Here is a 20,534-nt window from a genome sequence, read left to right on the forward strand (position 1 = left end):
CTAAAGGTTAGTTATTCACATTTACTTCCTGTAACGGCTCTAACTCTTCCATAAAATCAAGCAAAGATCCTACAGTAAGAAATGCCTTTGGGTCTACCTCATCCTCTGGAACGCATAGCTTTACATCCATTTCTATGTATACAATAAGCTGTAACATCATGACCGAATCTATATATAAATCTTGATTTAAGCGCATCGTTTCTTCTAAATGCGTTACATTTTTCAGTTCCATTTTTTCTATCATAATTTTTAACACGGCAGTCTTTAACGCTTCCCGTCTCATTTTGTAACCTCTCCCATCTCTAGTAACTTTCTACTTACTTTTCCAGTTTTATTTTTAGGAATTTCATTTACACTTTCAATTTCATGCGGAACTTTATAAGAAGGTAAGTGCTGAATACACCATTCTCTTATTTTCACTGGATCAACATGAGAGATCACTTTCGCTTTAACTATTTCGCCCATCACAGGATGTTTCCCCCGATATACAATTGCCTCTTGCACACCTTCCAATCGAAGCATCGTTTCTTCTACCTCTATAGGAAAGACTTTTAATCCTGAGACATTAATTACATCGTCCATACGCCCCATAAAATGAATGCCACGCTCAGATTTATACCCTAAATCCTTCGTGAAAATTTCCTTATCATTCATTTTCACGACGATTTCTTCCGGTGCATTTTCATCTGAACCTATGCTTATACTTGCATGAGGTAGAGGGTTTCCTAAATCTAAATGGCTTTTCATATCATGACATATACTAATACAACCTGCTTCAGAACAACCGTATTGCTGCATCATATATGTTGTCATTTTTTTTAGTTTATAAAATAGTGCTTCTGGCAAAGGCGATCCTGATGTCATAATTTTATGAAACTGGAACGTTCCTAATGGAAAACTCCCCATAATGTGTAACATAAGTGGTACTGCATATATAATATGTTTTTCTGTATTGCGAACTATATTTAATGCGAATTTAGGATTTTTGTTCGTAATGATTACAGGCTTGCTCCCCCTCGTAATTGCTGATAACGTACCACATATTAGTCCGTATGAATGTGAAACAGGAGCCATAACGATTGGCACTTCATCTACTTCACAGTTTAAAGCTTCATTATAGGCAGTAATTTCTGTATCAACTTCCGTCCATGCTCTACGAATCAGTTTCGGTTCTCCCGTAGTTCCCGAACTATATTGCAATAAAGAAGGCTCTTCTAGTAAAAAGTTCCCTACTTCTAATTTTGTAAAATCGCCATATTCTCCATATAAAATCCCTACACAATTGGCACGCTTTGCCATTTCAATAGCCGTTTCTTTTGGCGTATCTTCATGTATAAGTAATACTGATGATTTCTTTTCTTTTAAGAAAAACACAAGCGTAATAATATCGAATGGATCTTTCAGACAAAGTGCAAATCTATTTCCTTCTGCTTTTTGAAATTGTTCCATTTCCTCATAAACTTGTAATCTCAATTCAAAATCACTTTTGCTATACTCTTGTTTATTAACGATTAGCATAATTTCCCCCTGTAACAGCTGATTTTTGTTTCATAAGTTGTCTTACTCTATACAATGGATTTGGAACTTCATGAACAAGCGATTCCACATCCATATATAATCGACGTTTCGTTAATTGTTCAGCATAGAATGTAGGTGCATATAATTGAATATTTTCAAATCTACCTTTCAAATGTGGATATATTCTTAAATGATTTTCAATTTCTTCAACAACCATCATCCAAAAATGTTCTTCTTTCAATCCATACTCATCCGCAAGTACGAATGCTAATTCTCCTAAATTAAACAGAAATAGTGCATCTAACACCATCTCTTGCAAACATTCAATGCGATCCATTTCAAAGAAATCATTCATTTTTCCATTCGCATATGTTTTATGCATTTTAGTAAAGTCGGGACATTTGTCAACTTCTTTCAAATATGGACGATAAAACTCAAGCCCTTCATGAAAATCCTTTAACGCAATACGAACAGGCACCCCTTCTTTATGGACTAGAATCATATTTTGTCCATGTGATTCCAGTGCGATGCCATGCTCTACAACAAGATGTATAACTGGTATTATCGCTTTTTGAATAAGTAATTGTAGCCAATCCTTCATTCCATATTTATTCAACCACGCATCAATAATTGGTGTACCATCTTTCTCTTTAGCGTATAAACCATTAAAAGGAATTGCATCCTCTTGTGCATCTAAATACTTGTGAACGCTTTCGCGCCAAATACATCCTAATGAACCATATATAGCTTTCTTATTCGTGTCATACGTTACACTTGAAAACTCACTTAACAAGATTAAACGTGCTTCATCGATTAAATAGGCGTCATTACTTACAACATCATTTAACCAATTTGATATTACTGGTGCACTTACAACAGAGTATGGTTTCAGCGTACGAAGTGTTGAAGTGTTGAGTAAATTCATCGATAATTTAACGTACGGTTTCTTTGGACTCGTAATATTTCTTAACGTTCTCATTGACTGTTGCGCGCAATAATCGTCCTCTGATGTTCCTAAATAAATAATAAATTTACCCTGTATATGATCCGCATAATTTGAAATGATGAAATTCTCCCACTGCCATGGGTGAACAGGTATAAACACGTACTGTTTTGGATTACATCCCTTATTACGAATTCGTTCCATAAACTCTTCTAATTTACGATCGCCAATCTCCTCTTTTAAAATGTTGTTATACATCACTTCATTCTCATAACCTACAGTCGCATAATTCTTATGTGCTGCAATCCATATGAGTTTTATTGGCTGCATAAATTCATAACCATATTGAAAATTGTCACGATATTGAAATCCAACACGTGCTTTATAACTAGGATGATATGGATGGCCATCTATTAATTGGCTTTCAAACTCATCGTAAGATTTTTGAGTATATTCTCTCTTATTATTTCTTTCATATTGTGCAATCGTGTCTTTAAATATTGTTTGTTCTAATTCGTGCATAAAAGAATCTAATTTAGCTTGTTCTACACTAGTAACCCGAAAAACTTCTTCTAGAAATTGCGAGACAGACTGTATTTCTTGCTGTTCATCTTGGACTCTTACTATTAATGAGTCTAATGAAATACGTCCAAATGTCATCCGTTCCCTGCCATAGCATTTGTACGTGACACTTTTGTCTTCTTCATCAAGTCCTTGTATTATAAAAAGAATTTGTTCTTCTTTTTCTATGCGAACCGGTGTAATAATCCCCTCATAAATTAACGATTCTACTAATTGACGTAGCACTCTTCTTCGTACTGAAATGTAATCTTCTGATTCGAGCGCCTTCAATACTTTCGTATGATACATGTCCACTCTCATAAAACCCTCCACCTTATGACAAAATACCATTATTTGTATTACGTGAAATTTTAACGCTATTTATGAACGAACAGCCACTTCTCTAACGAGCGGATTATGTACTTGCACATAAATTGCTTGCTCTAATGGATTACTTAACTCATCGACATCGAAAAATCTCGTTAGTAAATTTGCTTTACACGCTAACTTATCTTCGTCCAATAATTCTCTTAAAAATGTTGAAGGTTCCCGGTTATACGGAAGGAATGATTCAAGTACAGACCTTAATTCCGAGAGAAGAATTTCCTCCTTAATTAATCCTGCTGTGCCAAAACCATTAATGAGGCCAAACATATGATTGAAAATTAAGTAGTAACGAAATCTCTCATCCACAATATAGTCGTCATATAAATTTCCAGTACGTTCTCCAATACCAGCTAATTCATTATTAAGCTTTTCTTTCATTGAATTACAGAAATAAAATCCTTGATTATCACGGAAATAATATTTGACCGGATAACCATCTTTTAGCTGAACAACGCTATTTTGCTGATGAGCTTCTAATGCAACACCATACTGTAAATACATCCATACCATTGGCTTTAAAGAAATATTCATATATCGTCTAAACCACTCTAAGCTTACTTCTTCACAGCTTTTACTTTCTAAATCTGCTAGGCGATGAATAATATTCGATAACCGCGTATGCTCCCCAGGTATAGCGTCTTGAACTAGCCCAGCAATTAATGTTGCGTCGTTTGCATGTTCACTATAAAAAGGATTCTCACGAATAATCACTTCAAATCCAGATTCTTGTGTTCCATAATTTAATGTAATAAAGGCTGGATCACAAATAAAATCAAATCCTGGAAATCTTTCTCGTACTTCACCAATAGCCGTATTTAACATTTCCTTCCCTTCAAGACCACTCTCAAGTTCTTTCAGTTTATTAATACGCATTGAATTCGTTACTTTCACCGGAAATGAAAACTTAAGCATATACTTCGAATTGGGATGATATAGCGTCCTTAGTGATGATGTTGCCATATAATACTTACCTACAGGACCAATATACTCAAGCAATTCTTGAACTATCCAATCTTGTACGTAAGCTTGATGCAAGAGCCATTCTGCCTGAAGCGGATGAATTGGAATTAATGCATATTGATCTTCCTTACAGTACTTCGTTATAAATTCTTTACTAACCATCTCATCATTACTTAATTCTTCTTTTATAATCATTGTTGTAGAATCTGATAATAATGATTTTTCATTTACTATACTTTTATGTGCCCGAAAATAATGAAGCTGACATTCTCCTTTTAATTCTGGAGAATACATTGCACTTTTCCAATCCAATATCCCCTGTCTACTCTTTGGTGTAGGATGAGTTAAATGCCCAAATAATAAAGACTGCTCCGCTTCTATAAAAGTTGTATGGAAACCGTATAATGCGGATGTATCTTCTATTCTCTCCTTTGTAAATTCCTCAATATTTTGACAACTACGAATGACTCGAAGCATAAGTTCCGCAGGATTCGTTCCTTCTCCGTAGTTGATAGACATCTCTTTTATTAAAAATGTAATAACTGTAACATAATCTGCTGTAATAACAGAATTACTATCTCCAATTTGATAATAAAATTGTTCTCCAAACAAATGGCGATCTGTTGATGATTTATATATAACTTCTCCATACAAAGTAACGTTCTGTGCCGATAGCCGACAACATAAATATGTGGGGACTGTATCTCTATTCAACGTATTACTGAAGATACTCTTCATTCTTTCATCCTCTGTAATCCATTCTCCACTCCCTGTTTCTCTTAAATAACAGTTTAAAAAGCTTTGTAATGTTGCATGTTCTGCGATTTGTTTCGCATGCTGCATACTGGTCCTCCTCTTTATATTAAAGCTATCGAAATTTTATATAATAAACGATAATTGAATGTCGTTATCAATTATGATTCTAATTGATAATGATATTCAATTCAAGAGTATATTTCAGAATTTTTTTATCTGATTTAATTTTTCTTGTTTTCTCTCTTTTCTTTAATCTAGTTAAAAATACACGAAAAAAATACTCATTTTCAAACTACATACTTACTATTTTTCATTAGTAATCTATCCAAAATGGTTAAACAAAAGAGGTATACCTTAATTGGTATACCTCTTTCAAACATAAAGTTTACATAATAATATTATTTAAGCAAATCTATATAACTGTTTGTATAACAAATTCAAATCTCTCCAACAATACGCTGTTTCTTCTACCCTTACTCTCTCTAAAAATTTTGTATCAATTTTTTCTGGGTTAAATTTTTCATAAAACTTTTTAGAAGGATTATTCGTAACAACCCAAACTAAAAGTGATTGCATATCATTCTTTACACATTCTGATAGTAACGCTTGAAATAACTTTTGTCCTATTTTCATTCCTTGATACTCTTGTAAAAGGTAGATTGCATATAATTCTCCATCACAATTATATGTATCAGTTCTTTCTATCCCCCCATCGATGAATCCAACTATTTCTCCATTTAAATTCTCTGCTACAAATCTAAATTGATGATTACCTTCTTTTTGAAAAATATCTTCCCATTGTTTTTCTCGTTTCTCATATGCTATATTATCTAGAATTTCGTCAGCAAATATCCCTTTATACGTTGTTTTCCAACTATCAACATGCACCTTTGCTATACCTTGTATATCATCCTTTATTGCTCTTCTAATATGTATTCCCATCATTTCTCCCTCCTTGTTACTCATCATTATATCAATTTCATTCCTTAAGAATCCAAATAAAAAAGAGTGAATTCATTCACTCTTTTTTATCACAATTATCTACTTTCCACTTCAACTGAAACTACTCGATCTATCTCTTTCAGGGAACTATATAACTCTGTTGTATATAAATCTTCTGGAGCTAAAATAACCATCTCTAGTTGCTGAAATGCTCCACTATCTATATCTTTAATTTTCACGCGTTTCACATGCATGCCTAAATTTTTAATTTGCTTAAATATACCATCTAACTCATGATGCTCTTTAACAGTAATTTTTATAGATAAATCCTTTTGTCTTAATGAATACGGTCCTGCAATTTTCACAAGTTGCGGAAGTACATTAATCGCTAAAATAATTAAAACCATCGCAACTGTCGCTTGTAAATAAAATCCCGCACCAATTGCGATCCCTAAAGCTGAAGCAGCCCACACCATAGAAGCTGTTGTTAATCCAGAAATAACGTCATTACTTCTTCGTAAAATGACACCCGCGCCAAGAAAACCAATTCCACTAACAATTTGAGCGGCCAGTCGCATCGGATCCATATTTGTATGTCCTGGAACAGAATATACATGTACAGATTCAATTGAAACCATCGTAATTAAACAACTTGCTACAGAAATAACCATACTTGTTTTCACACCAAGTGGTTTATTCTTTAGCTGCCTATCTATCCCGATGAATAATCCTAAAAAGAGTGCTAAACCTAATTTGAGTAAAAATTCATATGACATATTCCCATTCTCCTTACTTTACAATGTTTCCCTTAGAATAACTCACTATAACTCTTTTATGATATCAATTCCAGTCTTTTCTATTCATTTAACGTAAAAAACCGAAAAAACATTTATAACGATGTTTCTCCGGCTTTTTATTACACTTTAGATTCCTCTTTATTTCTGATCTTTAATCTTAATTTCTGCATCTTTGTAGAATGCTAATTTACTGTCATTATACTCTTTTGTAAATTTGTTAAACTGCTCTTTCGACTTTTGTGCTTCCACATTTAATTCATTAACAGTTTTAACTTTTTCACCGATTTCTTTTAATTTCGTTTCTTTTACTTTTAATTTTTCATACAGTTCTTTTTCAGTCGCTAACACTTTCGTGTAATTTTCATTCATCTTTTGGAATGCATCATAACGATTCTTATACGACTCTTCTACTGCTTTTGCTTGTTTTTGTAACTTCTTATCTTCAATCTTCTCTATATTACTTTGAACAGACTTCGTTTCCTTCTGTGCTTTTTCTAGCATTTCTTTCTCACTTTTCAATACTTTTTCACGATCGTCTACATTTGCAGTAGCTTGCTCTATTTTCTTCACAACTGCTTCATTATGTTCTTTACCTTCTTGCAAAATTTGAGCATATAATTCTTGCCCTTGTTTCTCTAATTGCTCTAATTTTTTTGCTTCATCCACTAAAGATTTTTCTTGTGTTGCTGCTGTTTCAAAAGCTGTATATAGATTTTCTTCTGGCTTTTCACCGAAACAACCTGTTAAAAGTCCTACTGATAATGCTCCAACTACTGCTACTTTTCCATACTTCAACGTTCATTCCTCCATTACATACGGTTATCATGCCAGAAGTTCACTGGGAAGTGACTCTCTTCATGATAAGCTTCAAACTCATAACCTTTTTCTTTTAGTCCCTTTAAAATTGCTGGCACAGCAGCAACTGATTGCGGGTGAATATCATGCATTAAAATTACTTCTTGTGGTTTTGTTGCGTTTGTTAATACGTTTTGAGCAATTTGTGCTGCAGCTGCATCAACTGGCATTTTATTGTATCTCCAATCTAATGAATCAATTGTCCAATCCCATACTTTAAATCCGCCTTCTACCACTTTATTTCGAAGACCTTCATTCAATCCAGGCATCGAACCATATGGAGGACGTGTTAATTTAGGTGATTTCCCAATAATATTAGCGATTAAACCTTGATCTTCTTTCATCTCATTTACATACTCGCCATTTTTATATAACTTTGCGAAATTATGTGTCATACTATGCATGCCTACATAATGACCCTCAGCATTTTCACGTTTCACTAAATCAGGAAATTCTTTTACATTCGCTCCAATTAAAAAGAACGTCGCCTTCGCATCATGTTGTTTTAGCGTATTTAATAATTCAGCCGTATATTTCCCTGGTCCATCGTCAAATGTAAGATAAGCAACTTTTCTTTCTTTTCCATTAAAACGACTTGGTGCCGTTTTATTCATTTCAACTTTCGGCTGTTCACTTGCAAGCTGCACTACATTTTCTTGTTTCGCAACAGCTTTTGCTGGTGAAGTAATTGATTGAAACATGTAATACCCAATAGCTACTGCGGCAATCGCTATTAAAACGACTACTATTTGTTTAATTTTTAAAGCTTTTTCCATTCTATCGAATTCCTCTCCCTATTAATCTTATATATAAATCGCCCAATATAATTATACATCTATTTATTTTTATTTCACCATATAAATAGATTTTATTTGTATTATAATGGGAGTTTTATCAAAATTGTTGTTCCTATTCCTTCTTTGCTTGTAACACTAAGCGCACCGCCATGAAGCTCCACCATTTTTTTAACGATAGCTAAACCAATACCTGCACCTGCAGCATGATTATTAATTTGGTAAAATGATTGCTCAATATATGGTAAATGTTCTTTAGCAATTCCAATCCCTTCGTCTCTTACCTTAATCACTGCTTGTTCTTCTATTTTAGTCGCTTCAATGTGTATTGTACTTTTTTTATGTGAATACTTAATTGCATTTTGAACAATATTCAAGAAAACTTGCTTTAGCCTATTTCGATCTCCCATCAATTCAATTCGGTCTATAGTAGTAATAAATTGAATTTCCTTCTCTTCCGATTTAGGAGTTAATTGCCAAATCGTCTCCTCTAGTATATCGTACAATTGCACCTTTTGTTTATATAAATTAAAATGATTTGATTGTAATCTTGAAAAATCTAACAATTCTTCTACTAAATGAATCAACCTATCTGTCTCACCTGAAATAATGCCCATACCTTGCTTTATTTCTTCTTCTGTTAAATGATCTACTGTTTTTAACGTCTCACTCCAACCTTTAATTCCTGTTAAAGGCGTTCGTATTTCGTGCGAAATAGAAGCAATGAATTCATTTTTCATCTGCTCAGCCTTATCTATTTTATAGGCCATATAATTTAAACTATGTGCCAAGTCACCTAATTCTCCAGGATAATCTTCTTTAATTTTTTGCTTTAATGTGCCTTCTGCAATTTGTGAAGAGGCTTGAATAATGGATTCAATTGGCTCAACAAATGAATTTGCCAAACGTCTACTAATTAAGAAGACGACTCCCGAAATAACAATACCTACAGAAATAGTAAACGTAATAATTTCAATAATCTTTTTATTTACATTTGTTAAAACAGTCGTATATTTTAAAACACCAATAGTTTGTCCTTGATGTATAAGTGGGCTTAGCACCTCTAGTTGTTTTTTATTACCTTTCTTAGTAACTTGATTATACATTTCACCTTCTAATAATGATTGTGGAATATTGACTTTACCTTCTATCTTTTCACCACTTGAAGATTGTATAACCGAGCCGTGACGATCAATTAACTGTAATTCTGTTCCTTCTAATTGAAAGCTACTAATTATGTCACCACTATATTCTTGTAACCGAATAAAGTATAGTGAATTGTATTCTGAAAAAAAACGTGTACTCGTTTTCGCATGAGACTCTATATATTGCACAATACCATTATAATAGTATCGATAAATTGAGACTGAAAATACAACTTCAAATAATACAAGCATAAGTGTAATGACCGTCATAAAATATAAAGTCACTTTCCGTTTCATCTTATACTTTCCTTCCACACATATCCTTTTCCCCACACCGTAAGAATAAATTCAGGTTCTGATGGATTACATTCTATCTTTTGACGTAACCGTCTCATATTTACATCTACCACTTTCGTCTCACCTACATAATTGGTTCCCCAAATCATATTTAAAATTTCATCACGCGAAACTGGCTTTGAAGCCTGATTCATTAAATACTGTAATATCATATACTCTGTAGGTGTTAAATCGACTAATTGTCCATCTTTATACAATCTTTCTTCTATAATATTTAACGAAAATGGACCTGACGTAACAATATTCGTTTTTTCTTCATGTACTTCTATTCTTCTTAATAAAGACTGTATACGTGCAGTTAATACTACTGGACTAAACGGTTTTGCAATATAATCATCTGCACCTATTCCTAGTCCTTGCACCTTATCTTCATCTTGTACACGTGCGGTTAACATAATAATACCCATTTTTTTATTTTCTTTCCTGATAGCCTTACAAACTTCTAAACCATTAATCCCCGGTAACATTACATCCAGCAGTGCTATATCAACAGTTTGTTCACTCAAAATTTGTAACGCTTCTTCTCCAGTAGTAGCTTCTATTACATAAAATCCAGCACGTTTTAAATTCAAAACAATAAAGCTACGGATTGTTAATTCATCTTCTAAAACTAAAATTTTTGACATAATTCTCACCTCCTACTCTTGTTGATAATCCGCTAGCGGTTTTATATATGCTTTCACTTTTTCAAATTTTGATTGCTTCGGTACTGCATATACGTGAGAAGCCGTTTTAATTGCTGCGCTGTAGCCTTTTATATTGAACCATTCTTTCCGCTTAAAAATATGAACTTCAAGCCATATTTCATTTGTTCTTGTATCCAAAAACTTTTGAGAATTTGATTCTTTTTGCTGATCTGGTATTGTAATTTTCCCTATTAACTCTTTAGGGATTTTCACATAATACCCTTTTTCTATATCTATATATCGTTCTTCAATTGGTTTAATTCCAGATTCACTCCACTGTATGTAACGTTCGAAAAGCGGACTATCACCATGTGATTTATCTTCCCAACCTTTTGGGCGTACAGTACGAACAAATTCAATAATGCCGTCTTCATTAACATCTTTACTTTCTACAACATATTCATTAAATAAATCTTCTTTCCCATCTATAGGTAATACTTCATAATGATCCTGATCAAATTTTGCTACATAAGTTATACCTGAATGAGCCCCTGTTCCCGCATCGATTACAACTGCCTTTAATGATTTAGAAATACGACCCATTTGTATTCTTTGAATACTATTTATATACGGATCAAATGTAACCTCTGACAATACCTTAAACTTTTCCATGAACTGAACCTTCAACTGTTCATCTTTCATATGCGAAACAAGGCTTATGTCTTTAAAACCATTTTTGTTTAAATCATCTATAAATAACTTTGTATACTTCTGTCTATAAAATTCCTTTATATCGTCACTCTCATCGGAAAAAACATACATTGTGTTTTCTAATAAATCACGATTGGTAGTTATTCCTATCAATAGTTCCCTTTCCCCACTCCCTGTGAAATCTCCTACCTCAACAATATCTACTTCTTCCCCATCAAATGTATAGGTTGACTTCATATTCCATCCATTATTTTTCTTCTCATATACGGCTAAATATATATGATAATCTTCATTAGGTATTTTATATACGATGACAGCTTCTTTTTTATTATCTCGCTCGAAATTCATTGACCATGTCGTCTGTTTATCTCTATTAGACATTGGAGTAAGTAAGCGATAATTAACAGGTAAATCTTTATCAATTTGTTCCTTTAATTCATTAATCCATTTTTCATTTGTAGGAGCTTCCATTAGACTTGTTGGAGCTTCAGACATTTTACATCCAGTCAATATAAAGATAATTCCCATCATGCTTAACCATTTCTGCATATGATATCTTTCCTTACCACAAATTTTGAATATGTCCTTTTACTTTTTTACCTATCCATTATACTCATACATATGAGTATAATTTTTCTAAACTAAAAAATCGTTACAGAAAAGTTACAAATACATTCCAAAAAAAAAGATTGGCAAAAGCCAATCTTTTTTTATTATTCATTTCGGACTGATTTTGGCGTTACACCTAAATGATCATTTAATTTTTTTGAAATATCTTTTACATTTTTTTCATTTGGAATGTAATAATAAATACCACCGATACGTTTATCTGTGCCTTCTATTTGCAATTTTTCCATTTCCAAATTAGATCCTGCCATATTTTTTGTAATGGCAAGCATATCGTCAAATGTTAAGTTCGTTTTCATATTTTTATCAACCGCATCTAGTAAAGAGCCCATTTTGCTAATTGATTGAACAGACATCGCTTTTTTGGCAATTGCTTCTATTACAAGTTGCTGTCTCTGTCCACGCATTGCGTCACTATCAATTTTACGCGTTCTTGCAAGTGCAAGTGCTTGTTCTCCATTTAAATGTTGGTAACCTTTTTCTAAATGGATCATACCAGCTTGGTCTTTACTATCTTGTTCAGTGAAAGTAACTGGTACATCAATATCAATACCACCAATTGAATCGACAATTTGTACGAATGATTCAAAGTTAAACTTCACATAATAATCAACAGGGACATTTAAGAATCTTTCCACCGTATCGCGTGTGCTTTCTACGCCACCAAATACGTGAGCATGAGTAATTTTATCTAATTTTTTTCTAGTTGGAATATAAACACGTGAATCACGTGGAATACTTACTAGCTTAACAGACTTATCATCTTTATTAATTGTTGCTAATAAAAGTGCATCTGTTCGAACTGCTTCGCCATATTGGCTTTTTCTCATTTCACTTCCATCTACACCCATGATTAATATTGAAATATTATCCTTTAAAGGTTCAACTTCTTTATCACGCTTTGATGACTTTTCAATTTTCGCATACGCATCATTTACAACAGCTTTTGCTTTATTATATATAAACGAACCATATCCTACTCCTCCAAAAATAAGTAGGAAAAATGGAATTAATATGAACCATTTTATTGACTTTCTTTTAGAACGCTTTTTATTACTTCTCGTATTTTGTTCTAATTCAGAGCTCATACCCATTCGCCTCTCTTTCTCTTTACCAAGTATAATGTAAGTCTATTTATCTTCATATTGAATTTCCTTTCATTAACCTTACAATTTTGTAAGGTTACTACTAAAACCCAATATGTATTCCATTTCACATTATACTCTCGTACTTATTTTTGGCAAGTCACTATTTACCAATTTCAAAAATTTAGCACTTCGCAACATGCAAATTTATAAATTCATTAACTCTTTCATTTTAAATTAGGATATCTTTTTCCAGATAAACGATATGAATAAAGAGTCCAGCTAATGATAAAACCTCTATGAATACAGTATATTTCACGTTATTATTTCTCAAACGGCGTATACATGCTTTTCTTCCCCTGATTATCAATAAAAGCCGACTTTGCTTTTATTTTCGTTTTTTCTACTTCCATGTCTTCATTTGAGAAGTTCACAATGATTTTAATATTTTTTCCATAAGAAACAGATTGTACTAGCTTATCTTCTGACAAATACGCAAAATTCGTCATCTCTTCTTTTACTGCTTTTTCATGAACTTCATTCCAAACTTTTAGATGCTCTGTAATTTCTTTTTTATGCTTATTCCACTCTACTTCATCTAAATGGTACAACGGAGGAACATTATACAATAATTCAGACAGCATTCGATTTCCAACTTCATCTTTTACCTTTAAACTTCCCCATTCCCAATGGTGCGTTGTAATAACGGAATCATTGTATACTAATTTATATAATGGTATCGAATATACTGGGTTTAAATACACTTGTTTATATTCTTCTTTCAATGGTACTTGTTTTGCATATTTTTCGGGAACATTTTGATTTGGTGACCAATATCCACCGACATAATACGGACTTGTTTTATTTTTCCGCATATCTTCATCGTCCCATTTAATAACAGGTGTTTCAATTCCGTGTGCAAATGCAATCGTACTACTAGCAAAATCATTTCCACCTTCAGAACCAACGACCATACCCTTTTCTTGCGCAATGTAGTCCATTCGTTTTAAACGTGCTTTTAAATCTTGCTCTTGTGTCGTTATATGTTTCGCTGAATAGTCATCGTAAATTTCACCTGTCGCATCACAATCAATAAACCATGAATTATATTTAGGACCATTTTGTAATATATCATTCATGCGTTCCTTTACACTAGGCAGCGATAAAGTCGGGTTTAACTTGCGACCTCTGCCTAAAAAGCCTTGCACCTTTTCTCCGTTTTTCTTCGTTACAGTAGCCTCTTCATATAATGATGGGTCATTAAAGGATGCTGTGTTCCAATTTTTATCACTTTTTTCGTGAATGGAATGATATGAATCATACGGACCAACTAAATACCCCATTTCCTTCGCTTTTGTCACGAAATTAGGTTGCATAAATCCTTGTTCCCAGTTCGGCAGACCAATCCACGCTTTTTCTATTCCTACCTCTTTCATTTCCTTTAGTATGTCCGTTCCATCTGCATTACCCCATTTACTTACCTCTTCAACCGCATCACCAAGTAGCGACTTTAATAAATGCTTATTTAAGCTATACAATTCTGTGTTCGTTAAGTGACCTACACCTTTCTTTAATAGCACACTAGCTTCCTGATCAACGTTTTGAAAAATATCCTCTTTATAAAATTCCTTCATGGATAATACTTCGTTTATATAACGTAAAATAACATTTTTTTGATACTTATCAATGAAATCTTGTTTACTTACTTGATCTAATACATTCAGTTCCCCAGGCTCTGAACTATTCTTTTGAATAAGTTCTTTTATATGACTAAACAGCGGGCTATTTATTTGCTCCCTTAGTTTTGGCCAATTTATATTATTTTCTGATAGACCATTTTGATTCCAAAAATAAAAATGCGCCGCTCCATATAACTTTTCGATTTCTTTATTTTTTCTAGCCTTTTCTTGTAATGTTTTAAATTCACCTTTTCGAACAATATCATCCTTATACAGTTTAGCAATGCTTACCGCATCATTATTTGTCACATATAATTGAAATCCATATGTTTTATTTTTATTTATGCTCGGAAATTCATGTGTAAAATCAAATCCTATTTTCGGATCCGAATGAAACTTCAATTCATTATTAAACATATTGTTTGCAATATATACAATTGAATATTTCGAACCATTTAATGCGAAAAACTTCATAGAAAATGATTCAGCAAATGAATATGCATCATCCTTTAAAAACTTCTTCCAATTCTCATCATTGCTCGGAATTTGCTTACCCTCCCATAACGGAAGTGTATAATTTTCAGCTTCTACTTTCGGCCATGTAAAGCTTTCTGCACCAGTCGATTCCACTTCAATGTTTAAGTGGTCTTTTTTCTTTTCTACTTTTATTTTCACTTTTTGATCTGGATATTCCCACGATGTACGATCCTTTTCTTTTTTTACATTCGATACCTTCATTTTCGGTAGGGGTTGTGATGCCTGTTCCTTTACCCCCTCATGTTCTACAGTTAATGTGAATGTTTCTGGATTTACATCATAAGTAAAATCTTTATACGTCGATTTCTTTATTTTAGACTCTTGTACAGCATTACTACCTTTTACGTCACAACCGACTAAAGTCGAAAATGGCATAGTTGTTAGAAGACATATCGCTATCATTTTTTTCATCCTCTGCACCTCCACCAATGAATATACAGGTGGTTTGTTACAGGAATGTGGCAAAAAATAATAGAGCTAGCATTTTGCTAGCTCTATTTAGAGTATTAAAAGTTGATATGAACAACTATAATTCGCTTAGAAGATATGTAATACAGTAACTGCATTTTTTCTCAACAATTATGAAACTAAACAAATTAAAATTTTAACAAGCATTCTTCAACTGAAAAAATAAGTGTATACAATGTATCCTAAAAGTAGTACTAAAATGATTATTCCTGTACCTTTCCAATTCATACCGCCTGTTATATCAACTGGACTACCCGTTTCCGCTCTATTGAGTCCGTCACGTAAAGAACCCATAGGATTACTTTTTAATTCACTTTGTCTCATACGCTCTCTTTTTTCTTCTGGTGACTCTTTATTCATTTAATCACCTCCAAAATGAATGCACTCTTTACTTACATTATTCAAAATCAACATTTGTTTTATATTTTTTTCCGAAAAAACCTAATTTAAAATAGGTTTGCAACGTAAAGAAAGCTAGCCATGCCAGCTTTCTTTACGATCCAATATGCTCTTCCTTATTTACAATAATACCTTTATGGTCGATTTCAAGCTCACATACTTTCATATCTGTAAATACTCTCGCTAATTGCTCAGCGATTTCTTGACGTTTCTCATATGGCGTTAATATAAAAATAGATGGTCCCGCACCGCTAAGTGCTGTACCGTACGCACCAAATTCTTTTGCGCATTTACGAATAGATGGTAATAACGGTACGAGTTCTAAACGATATGGCTCGTGAAAATGGTCTCTCTCCATCATTTCACCTACAACTTCCCACCGCTTTTGACATAATGCAGCTACTAATACGTTACTTATCGCACTAGCTTTAACTGCCTCATGAAACGGAAACATCTTTGGTAATACAGATCGACTTTCATCTGTATTTAATTCTTCATTCGGAATAAGAGAAATTACCCCTAACTCCTTGCTCTCAATTCTTACGACGGAAATATCCTTTCCATCAAGTGCTCCGATTACAGTTCCACCTAATATAGAAGCAGCAACATTATCAGGATGTCCTTCAAAATTTGTAGCAATTTGAACTTTTTGATCAGCAGTTAAGTTCAAATTGCCTAGTTGATTCGCAAGTTCTATCCCAGCTACAATCGCTGATGCACTACTTCCTAGCCCTCTTGTTAATGGGATATTACTAGTAACTTCTATTATATGGGGTGATATAGAAGGACAGACTTTACATGCCGTGCTAACGATTAAATTTTTATCGTCTGTCGGAATTGATTCTTCAAAGGAATGGATTACTTGCCATTTATCAGCTTTTTCTTTAACCACCACATCTAAATACAATGACAAAGCTATTCCAACTGAATCAAATCCAGGACCAACATTTGCCGTACTAGCAGGGACACGAACACTTAATGGTATCACGACATAATCACCCCTTTAATATGATCTTTAATCTGTTCTATATCATTTGACAAACTTGCGATGTCTAGTTGATTTGAAGAAATAGCGATATCAGGATCCTTCAAACCATTTCCAGTTAATACTGCAACAACTGTTTCTCCCTTTTTGATTTTTCCAGATTTAACATGTTTAATTACGCCAGCTAATGAAGCATTTGATCCCGGTTCAGCGAAAACTCCTTCAGTTTTTGCCAATAACCTATACGCATGTAAAATTTCTTCATCTGATACCATATCTATTTCACCACAAGACTGCTCGGCAGCCTCTACTGCATACGACCAACTTGCTGGGTTACCAATGCGAATTGCTGTTGCAATTGTTTCAGGCTCTTCAATTACATGCCCTTTTACAATTGCCGCTGCTCCTTCTGCTTCAAAGCCATGAATTCTTGGCTTCTTATAACCTTTTTCTTTCTCATATTCACAGAAGCCTTTCCAATATGCTGTAATATTCCCTGCGTTCCCAACAGGGATAGCTAGAACATCTGGTGCATTTTGCAATTGGTCACAAATTTCAAATGCTGCCGTTTTTTGTCCTTCAATTCGATAAGGATTCACTGAATTTACTAATGTAATCGGCTCTTCTGCAGCAATATTTCTTACAGCCTTAAGTGCATCATCGAAATTCCCTTCTATTGAAATAATTTCAGCTCCATAAGCGACCGCTTGCGCTAATTTTCCATGCGCAATCTTTCCTTCAGGGATTACGATTATACATTTCATCCCAAGACGTGCCGCATATGCTGCAGCTGATGCTGATGTATTACCTGTTGATGCACAAATGATTGCTTCTGAACCTTCTTCTTTCGCCTTAGCAACTGCCATCACCATACCACGATCTTTAAAAGAACCTGTCGGATTCGCTCCTTCGTACTTACCATATAGCTGAATCCCTAATTGCTTTGATATATTTAATAACGGAATAAGAGGTGTATTTCCTTCCATTAAACTGACATCAGGTGTGTTTTCATTCACCGGTAAATAAGAAGCATATTGTTTCAATAGTCCTTTATACATATTGTTTTTCCTCCTCAATAATGTAGTAACTGTTTATTTCACTTGCGACAGCTTCTATCGCTCCTAAAACTCGTTCGAATTGATACTTGGAAGTTCGATGTGTCACAACAACAACTTCTGCCAGTTCACGGTTTAAAGGTAATTGAATAACTTCTTTTAAACTTACAGAGTAATTAACGAAACATTCTGTTATTTTTTGCAACATCCCAGGCTCATCTCGTAATGAAATACGCAAGAAATATTTCGAAACTACTTCTTCATCACCTTGTAATTCATAAGGAACTGGTTCTTTTAACGCACTTTTATTTTTCGGCACTTGATTCATATTTTTAACGATGGAAATAATATCACTTACTACAGCAGAACCAGTTGGCAACTTTCCAGCTCCAGGTCCGTAAAACATTACTTCTCCTACCGCTTGACCGTGAACATATACTGCATTAAATTCATTATTCACATTTGATAATGGATGCTGGCTCGGTAAAAGCGTCGGTTCTACACTTAAATGAATGGCTGATCCTTGTTTTTCTGCTTTCCCAATTAACTTCATAGTAAATCCTAACTTTTCAGCCATTTGTAAATCTTCTTTTTCGACATTTCGAATCCCTCTTACTTGCACATCATCTAATGAAACATTCATCGAAAAACCTAAGTTTGCAAGAATTGCTACCTTTCTCGCCGCATCTAGTCCATCTACATCTGCTGTCGGATCCGATTCTGCAAAACCTAATTTTTGCGCTTCCTGTAAAGCCTCTTCATAAGACCATCTATTTTGACTCATTTTTGTTAACATATAATTTGTTGTACCATTTACAATTCCCATTATTTTTTCAATTTGATCTGATGCTAGCCCGTCAGTTAGTCCTCTTAACACTGGAATACCGCCTGCTACGCTCGCTTCATAACATAAATCACAATCATTATTGTTCGCCAGTTGAAGAAGCTCTGCACCGTATACAGCCATTAAATCTTTATTTGCTGTCACGACATGTTTCTTATTTCGTAAAGCCTTAACAATATGCTGCTTCGCTTCTTCAATTCCGCCCATTACCTCTACTACAATATCAATATTCGAATCATTTAGAACTTCATCTGCATGACTTGTTACTGCAATCCCGTCAATACAAACATCGCGTTCTTTTTCCAAATCACGTACAACGACTGTTTTCACTTTCACTTCGTATCCTGTATCAAGAGCGATTTTTTTATAATGTTCTTTCAAAATATGAACAACACCACTTCCGACCGTACCTAAACCTAATACCCCAACATTTATAACGTTATTCATCTTCTAATCTCCTCCTACAATTTTATTATTTATCTCTATCAATCACCTTGCTCTGCTTTTTAATCATGCAGGTGGTGGTTATTTCCGTACGTACAAATCGTTCCATGTTACTGCACCTCCTTTCAAAGTAAAAAAACACACCCATCCCTAGGAAAGGGACGAATGTGTTTTCGTGGTTCCACCCTTGTTCCAATCTAGACGTATTTCTCCCTAGATTGCTCAAGTTCAGATAACGGCTGATACCGTCAATAATTACTAGATTACTCGTTCACTATTGAAGTTCAAAGGTGGTAAAATCATTTCTCGTGTTAGGAAGCTCACACCCTTGACTTCCCTCTCTGTAAACCGTAAAAATGATTTCGTGTCCTTATCATTACTTTTTCGTTCATGTTTATTTGTTAACTCATTATACTCGCATAAAAAACAAAATCAATACTATTTTTTAATTATTTTAAATTTTCAATCTCTAAATCCGTAAAAAAACACACTCATCCCTAGGAAAGGGACGAATGTGTTTTCGTGGTTCCACCCTTGTTCCAATCTAGACGTATTTCTCCCTAGATTGCTCAAGTTCAGATAACGGCTGATACCGTCAATAATTACTAGATTACTCGTTCACTATTGAAGTTCAAAGGTGGTAAAATCATTTCTCGTGTTAGGAAGCTCACACCCTTGACTTCCCTCTCTGTAAACCGTAAAAATGATTTCGTGTCCTTATCATTACTTTTTCGTTCATGTCTATTTGTTAACTTATTATAGTTATCAACTTTTTAAAAAGCAAGCCTATTTTTACTAACTATTTTCAAGAATTTTTTTTATTATATTTCACAATAGCATTATGCAACTGCCACTCAATTTACCTATTTTGTCATTTCTCCAGTTTATAAATCAACGGTTCATATATAAAGTGAAACTTTAATCAGTGGGGATTTTGTTCATCCCCACTGATTATTAGCCTTCACCAATCGGGCTTTTACGGGCAGTTGATCCCCACCTGACTTCTTTGTTTTCGCTGAATTTTGAGGTAGGGGTCTTACCGCCCGTTAATGCGGGATA

General features: G+C 33.9%; 17 protein-coding genes and 2 other annotated features. All 17 genes read right to left on the reverse strand.

Features of this window, described 5'->3' with window-relative positions:
* Positions 1-7: 7 nt before the first annotated feature.
* The 17 genes from asbD to ACTFO4_RS07815 all read right to left on the reverse strand — a co-directional run bounded on the left by asbD (position 8) and on the right by ACTFO4_RS07815 (position 19,478).
* Positions 8-283: a petrobactin biosynthesis protein AsbD gene (gene asbD, locus ACTFO4_RS07735; protein WP_001250566.1), complete on the reverse strand. Its 276-nt coding sequence runs from the start codon at positions 281-283 to the stop codon at positions 8-10.
* Entirely contained in the window at positions 280-1,518 is a 1,239-nt protein-coding gene (locus ACTFO4_RS07740) for an AMP-binding protein (protein WP_440013548.1), read from the reverse strand. The genes asbD and ACTFO4_RS07740 overlap by 4 nt, the downstream gene beginning before the upstream one ends.
* Positions 1,505-3,343, reverse strand: a complete 1,839-nt coding sequence (locus tag ACTFO4_RS07745) for an IucA/IucC family protein (RefSeq protein ID WP_139365892.1) — start codon at positions 3,341-3,343, stop codon at positions 1,505-1,507. Before ACTFO4_RS07745 ends, ACTFO4_RS07740 begins: the two co-directional genes overlap by 14 nt.
* A 60-nt stretch (positions 3,344-3,403) precedes the next feature.
* Positions 3,404-5,212 carry an IucA/IucC family protein gene (locus ACTFO4_RS07750; protein WP_001163353.1) on the reverse strand — a complete coding sequence of 603 codons (1,809 nt, stop codon included), beginning with the start codon at positions 5,210-5,212 and terminating at the stop codon, positions 3,404-3,406.
* Positions 5,213-5,527: 315 nt separating this feature from the next.
* Positions 5,528-6,094: a GNAT family N-acetyltransferase gene (locus ACTFO4_RS07755; RefSeq protein WP_170879453.1), complete on the reverse strand. Its 567-nt coding sequence runs from the start codon at positions 6,092-6,094 to the stop codon at positions 5,528-5,530.
* A gap of 68 nt (positions 6,095-6,162) precedes the next feature.
* Complete coding sequence (locus ACTFO4_RS07760) at positions 6,163-6,843, reverse strand: MgtC/SapB family protein (protein ID WP_000119510.1); 681 nt, start codon at positions 6,841-6,843, stop codon at positions 6,163-6,165.
* Positions 6,844-7,002: 159 nt separating this feature from the next.
* Positions 7,003-7,659, reverse strand: a complete 657-nt coding sequence (locus ACTFO4_RS07765) for a YkyA family protein (protein WP_000873570.1) — start codon at positions 7,657-7,659, stop codon at positions 7,003-7,005.
* A gap of 14 nt (positions 7,660-7,673) precedes the next feature.
* Positions 7,674-8,495 (reverse strand): peptidoglycan-N-acetylglucosamine deacetylase, encoded by an 822-nt coding sequence (locus ACTFO4_RS07770; RefSeq protein WP_000409484.1) that lies wholly within the window; start codon positions 8,493-8,495, stop codon positions 7,674-7,676.
* Between the two features lie 101 nt (positions 8,496-8,596).
* Positions 8,597-9,955 carry a sensor histidine kinase gene (locus tag ACTFO4_RS07775; RefSeq protein ID WP_002183481.1) on the reverse strand — a complete coding sequence of 453 codons (1,359 nt, stop codon included), beginning with the start codon at positions 9,953-9,955 and terminating at the stop codon, positions 8,597-8,599.
* A complete protein-coding gene (locus tag ACTFO4_RS07780) occupies positions 9,952-10,641 on the reverse strand; it encodes a response regulator transcription factor (protein ID WP_000036074.1) in 690 nt (229 codons plus the stop codon). Before ACTFO4_RS07780 ends, ACTFO4_RS07775 begins: the two co-directional genes overlap by 4 nt.
* Before the next feature lie 12 nt (positions 10,642-10,653).
* Positions 10,654-11,901 (reverse strand): hypothetical protein, encoded by a 1,248-nt coding sequence (locus ACTFO4_RS07785; RefSeq protein WP_001174870.1) that lies wholly within the window; start codon positions 11,899-11,901, stop codon positions 10,654-10,656.
* 164 nt (positions 11,902-12,065) lie between these two features.
* On the reverse strand, positions 12,066-13,067 hold the full coding sequence (locus ACTFO4_RS07790; protein ID WP_002182662.1) for an LCP family protein: 1,002 nt from the start codon (positions 13,065-13,067) through the stop codon (positions 12,066-12,068).
* 320 nt (positions 13,068-13,387) lie between these two features.
* Positions 13,388-15,691: a glycoside hydrolase gene (locus ACTFO4_RS07795; protein ID WP_438882151.1), complete on the reverse strand. Its 2,304-nt coding sequence runs from the start codon at positions 15,689-15,691 to the stop codon at positions 13,388-13,390.
* A 207-nt stretch (positions 15,692-15,898) separates the two neighbouring features.
* On the reverse strand, positions 15,899-16,108 hold the full coding sequence (locus tag ACTFO4_RS07800; protein WP_001031476.1) for a DUF6366 family protein: 210 nt from the start codon (positions 16,106-16,108) through the stop codon (positions 15,899-15,901).
* Between the two features lie 133 nt (positions 16,109-16,241).
* Positions 16,242-17,135 (reverse strand): homoserine kinase, encoded by an 894-nt coding sequence (gene thrB / locus ACTFO4_RS07805; protein WP_000612682.1) that lies wholly within the window; start codon positions 17,133-17,135, stop codon positions 16,242-16,244.
* Positions 17,132-18,190, reverse strand: a complete 1,059-nt coding sequence (gene thrC / locus ACTFO4_RS07810) for a threonine synthase (RefSeq protein WP_000276434.1) — start codon at positions 18,188-18,190, stop codon at positions 17,132-17,134. Before thrC ends, thrB begins: the two co-directional genes overlap by 4 nt.
* On the reverse strand, positions 18,183-19,478 hold the full coding sequence (locus ACTFO4_RS07815) for a homoserine dehydrogenase (RefSeq protein ID WP_440013543.1): 1,296 nt from the start codon (positions 19,476-19,478) through the stop codon (positions 18,183-18,185). Before ACTFO4_RS07815 ends, thrC begins: the two co-directional genes overlap by 8 nt.
* 151 nt (positions 19,479-19,629) lie before the next feature.
* Positions 19,630-19,861 (reverse strand) — a binding site (T-box leader).
* Positions 19,862-19,976: 115 nt separating this feature from the next.
* Positions 19,977-20,208: a binding site (T-box leader), on the reverse strand.
* Between the last annotated feature and the right edge of the window lie 326 nt (positions 20,209-20,534).

The sequence above is a fragment of the Bacillus cereus group sp. MYBKT14-1 genome (assembly GCF_051915185.1).
Classification (GTDB): domain Bacteria; phylum Bacillota; class Bacilli; order Bacillales; family Bacillaceae_G; genus Bacillus_A; species Bacillus_A cereus.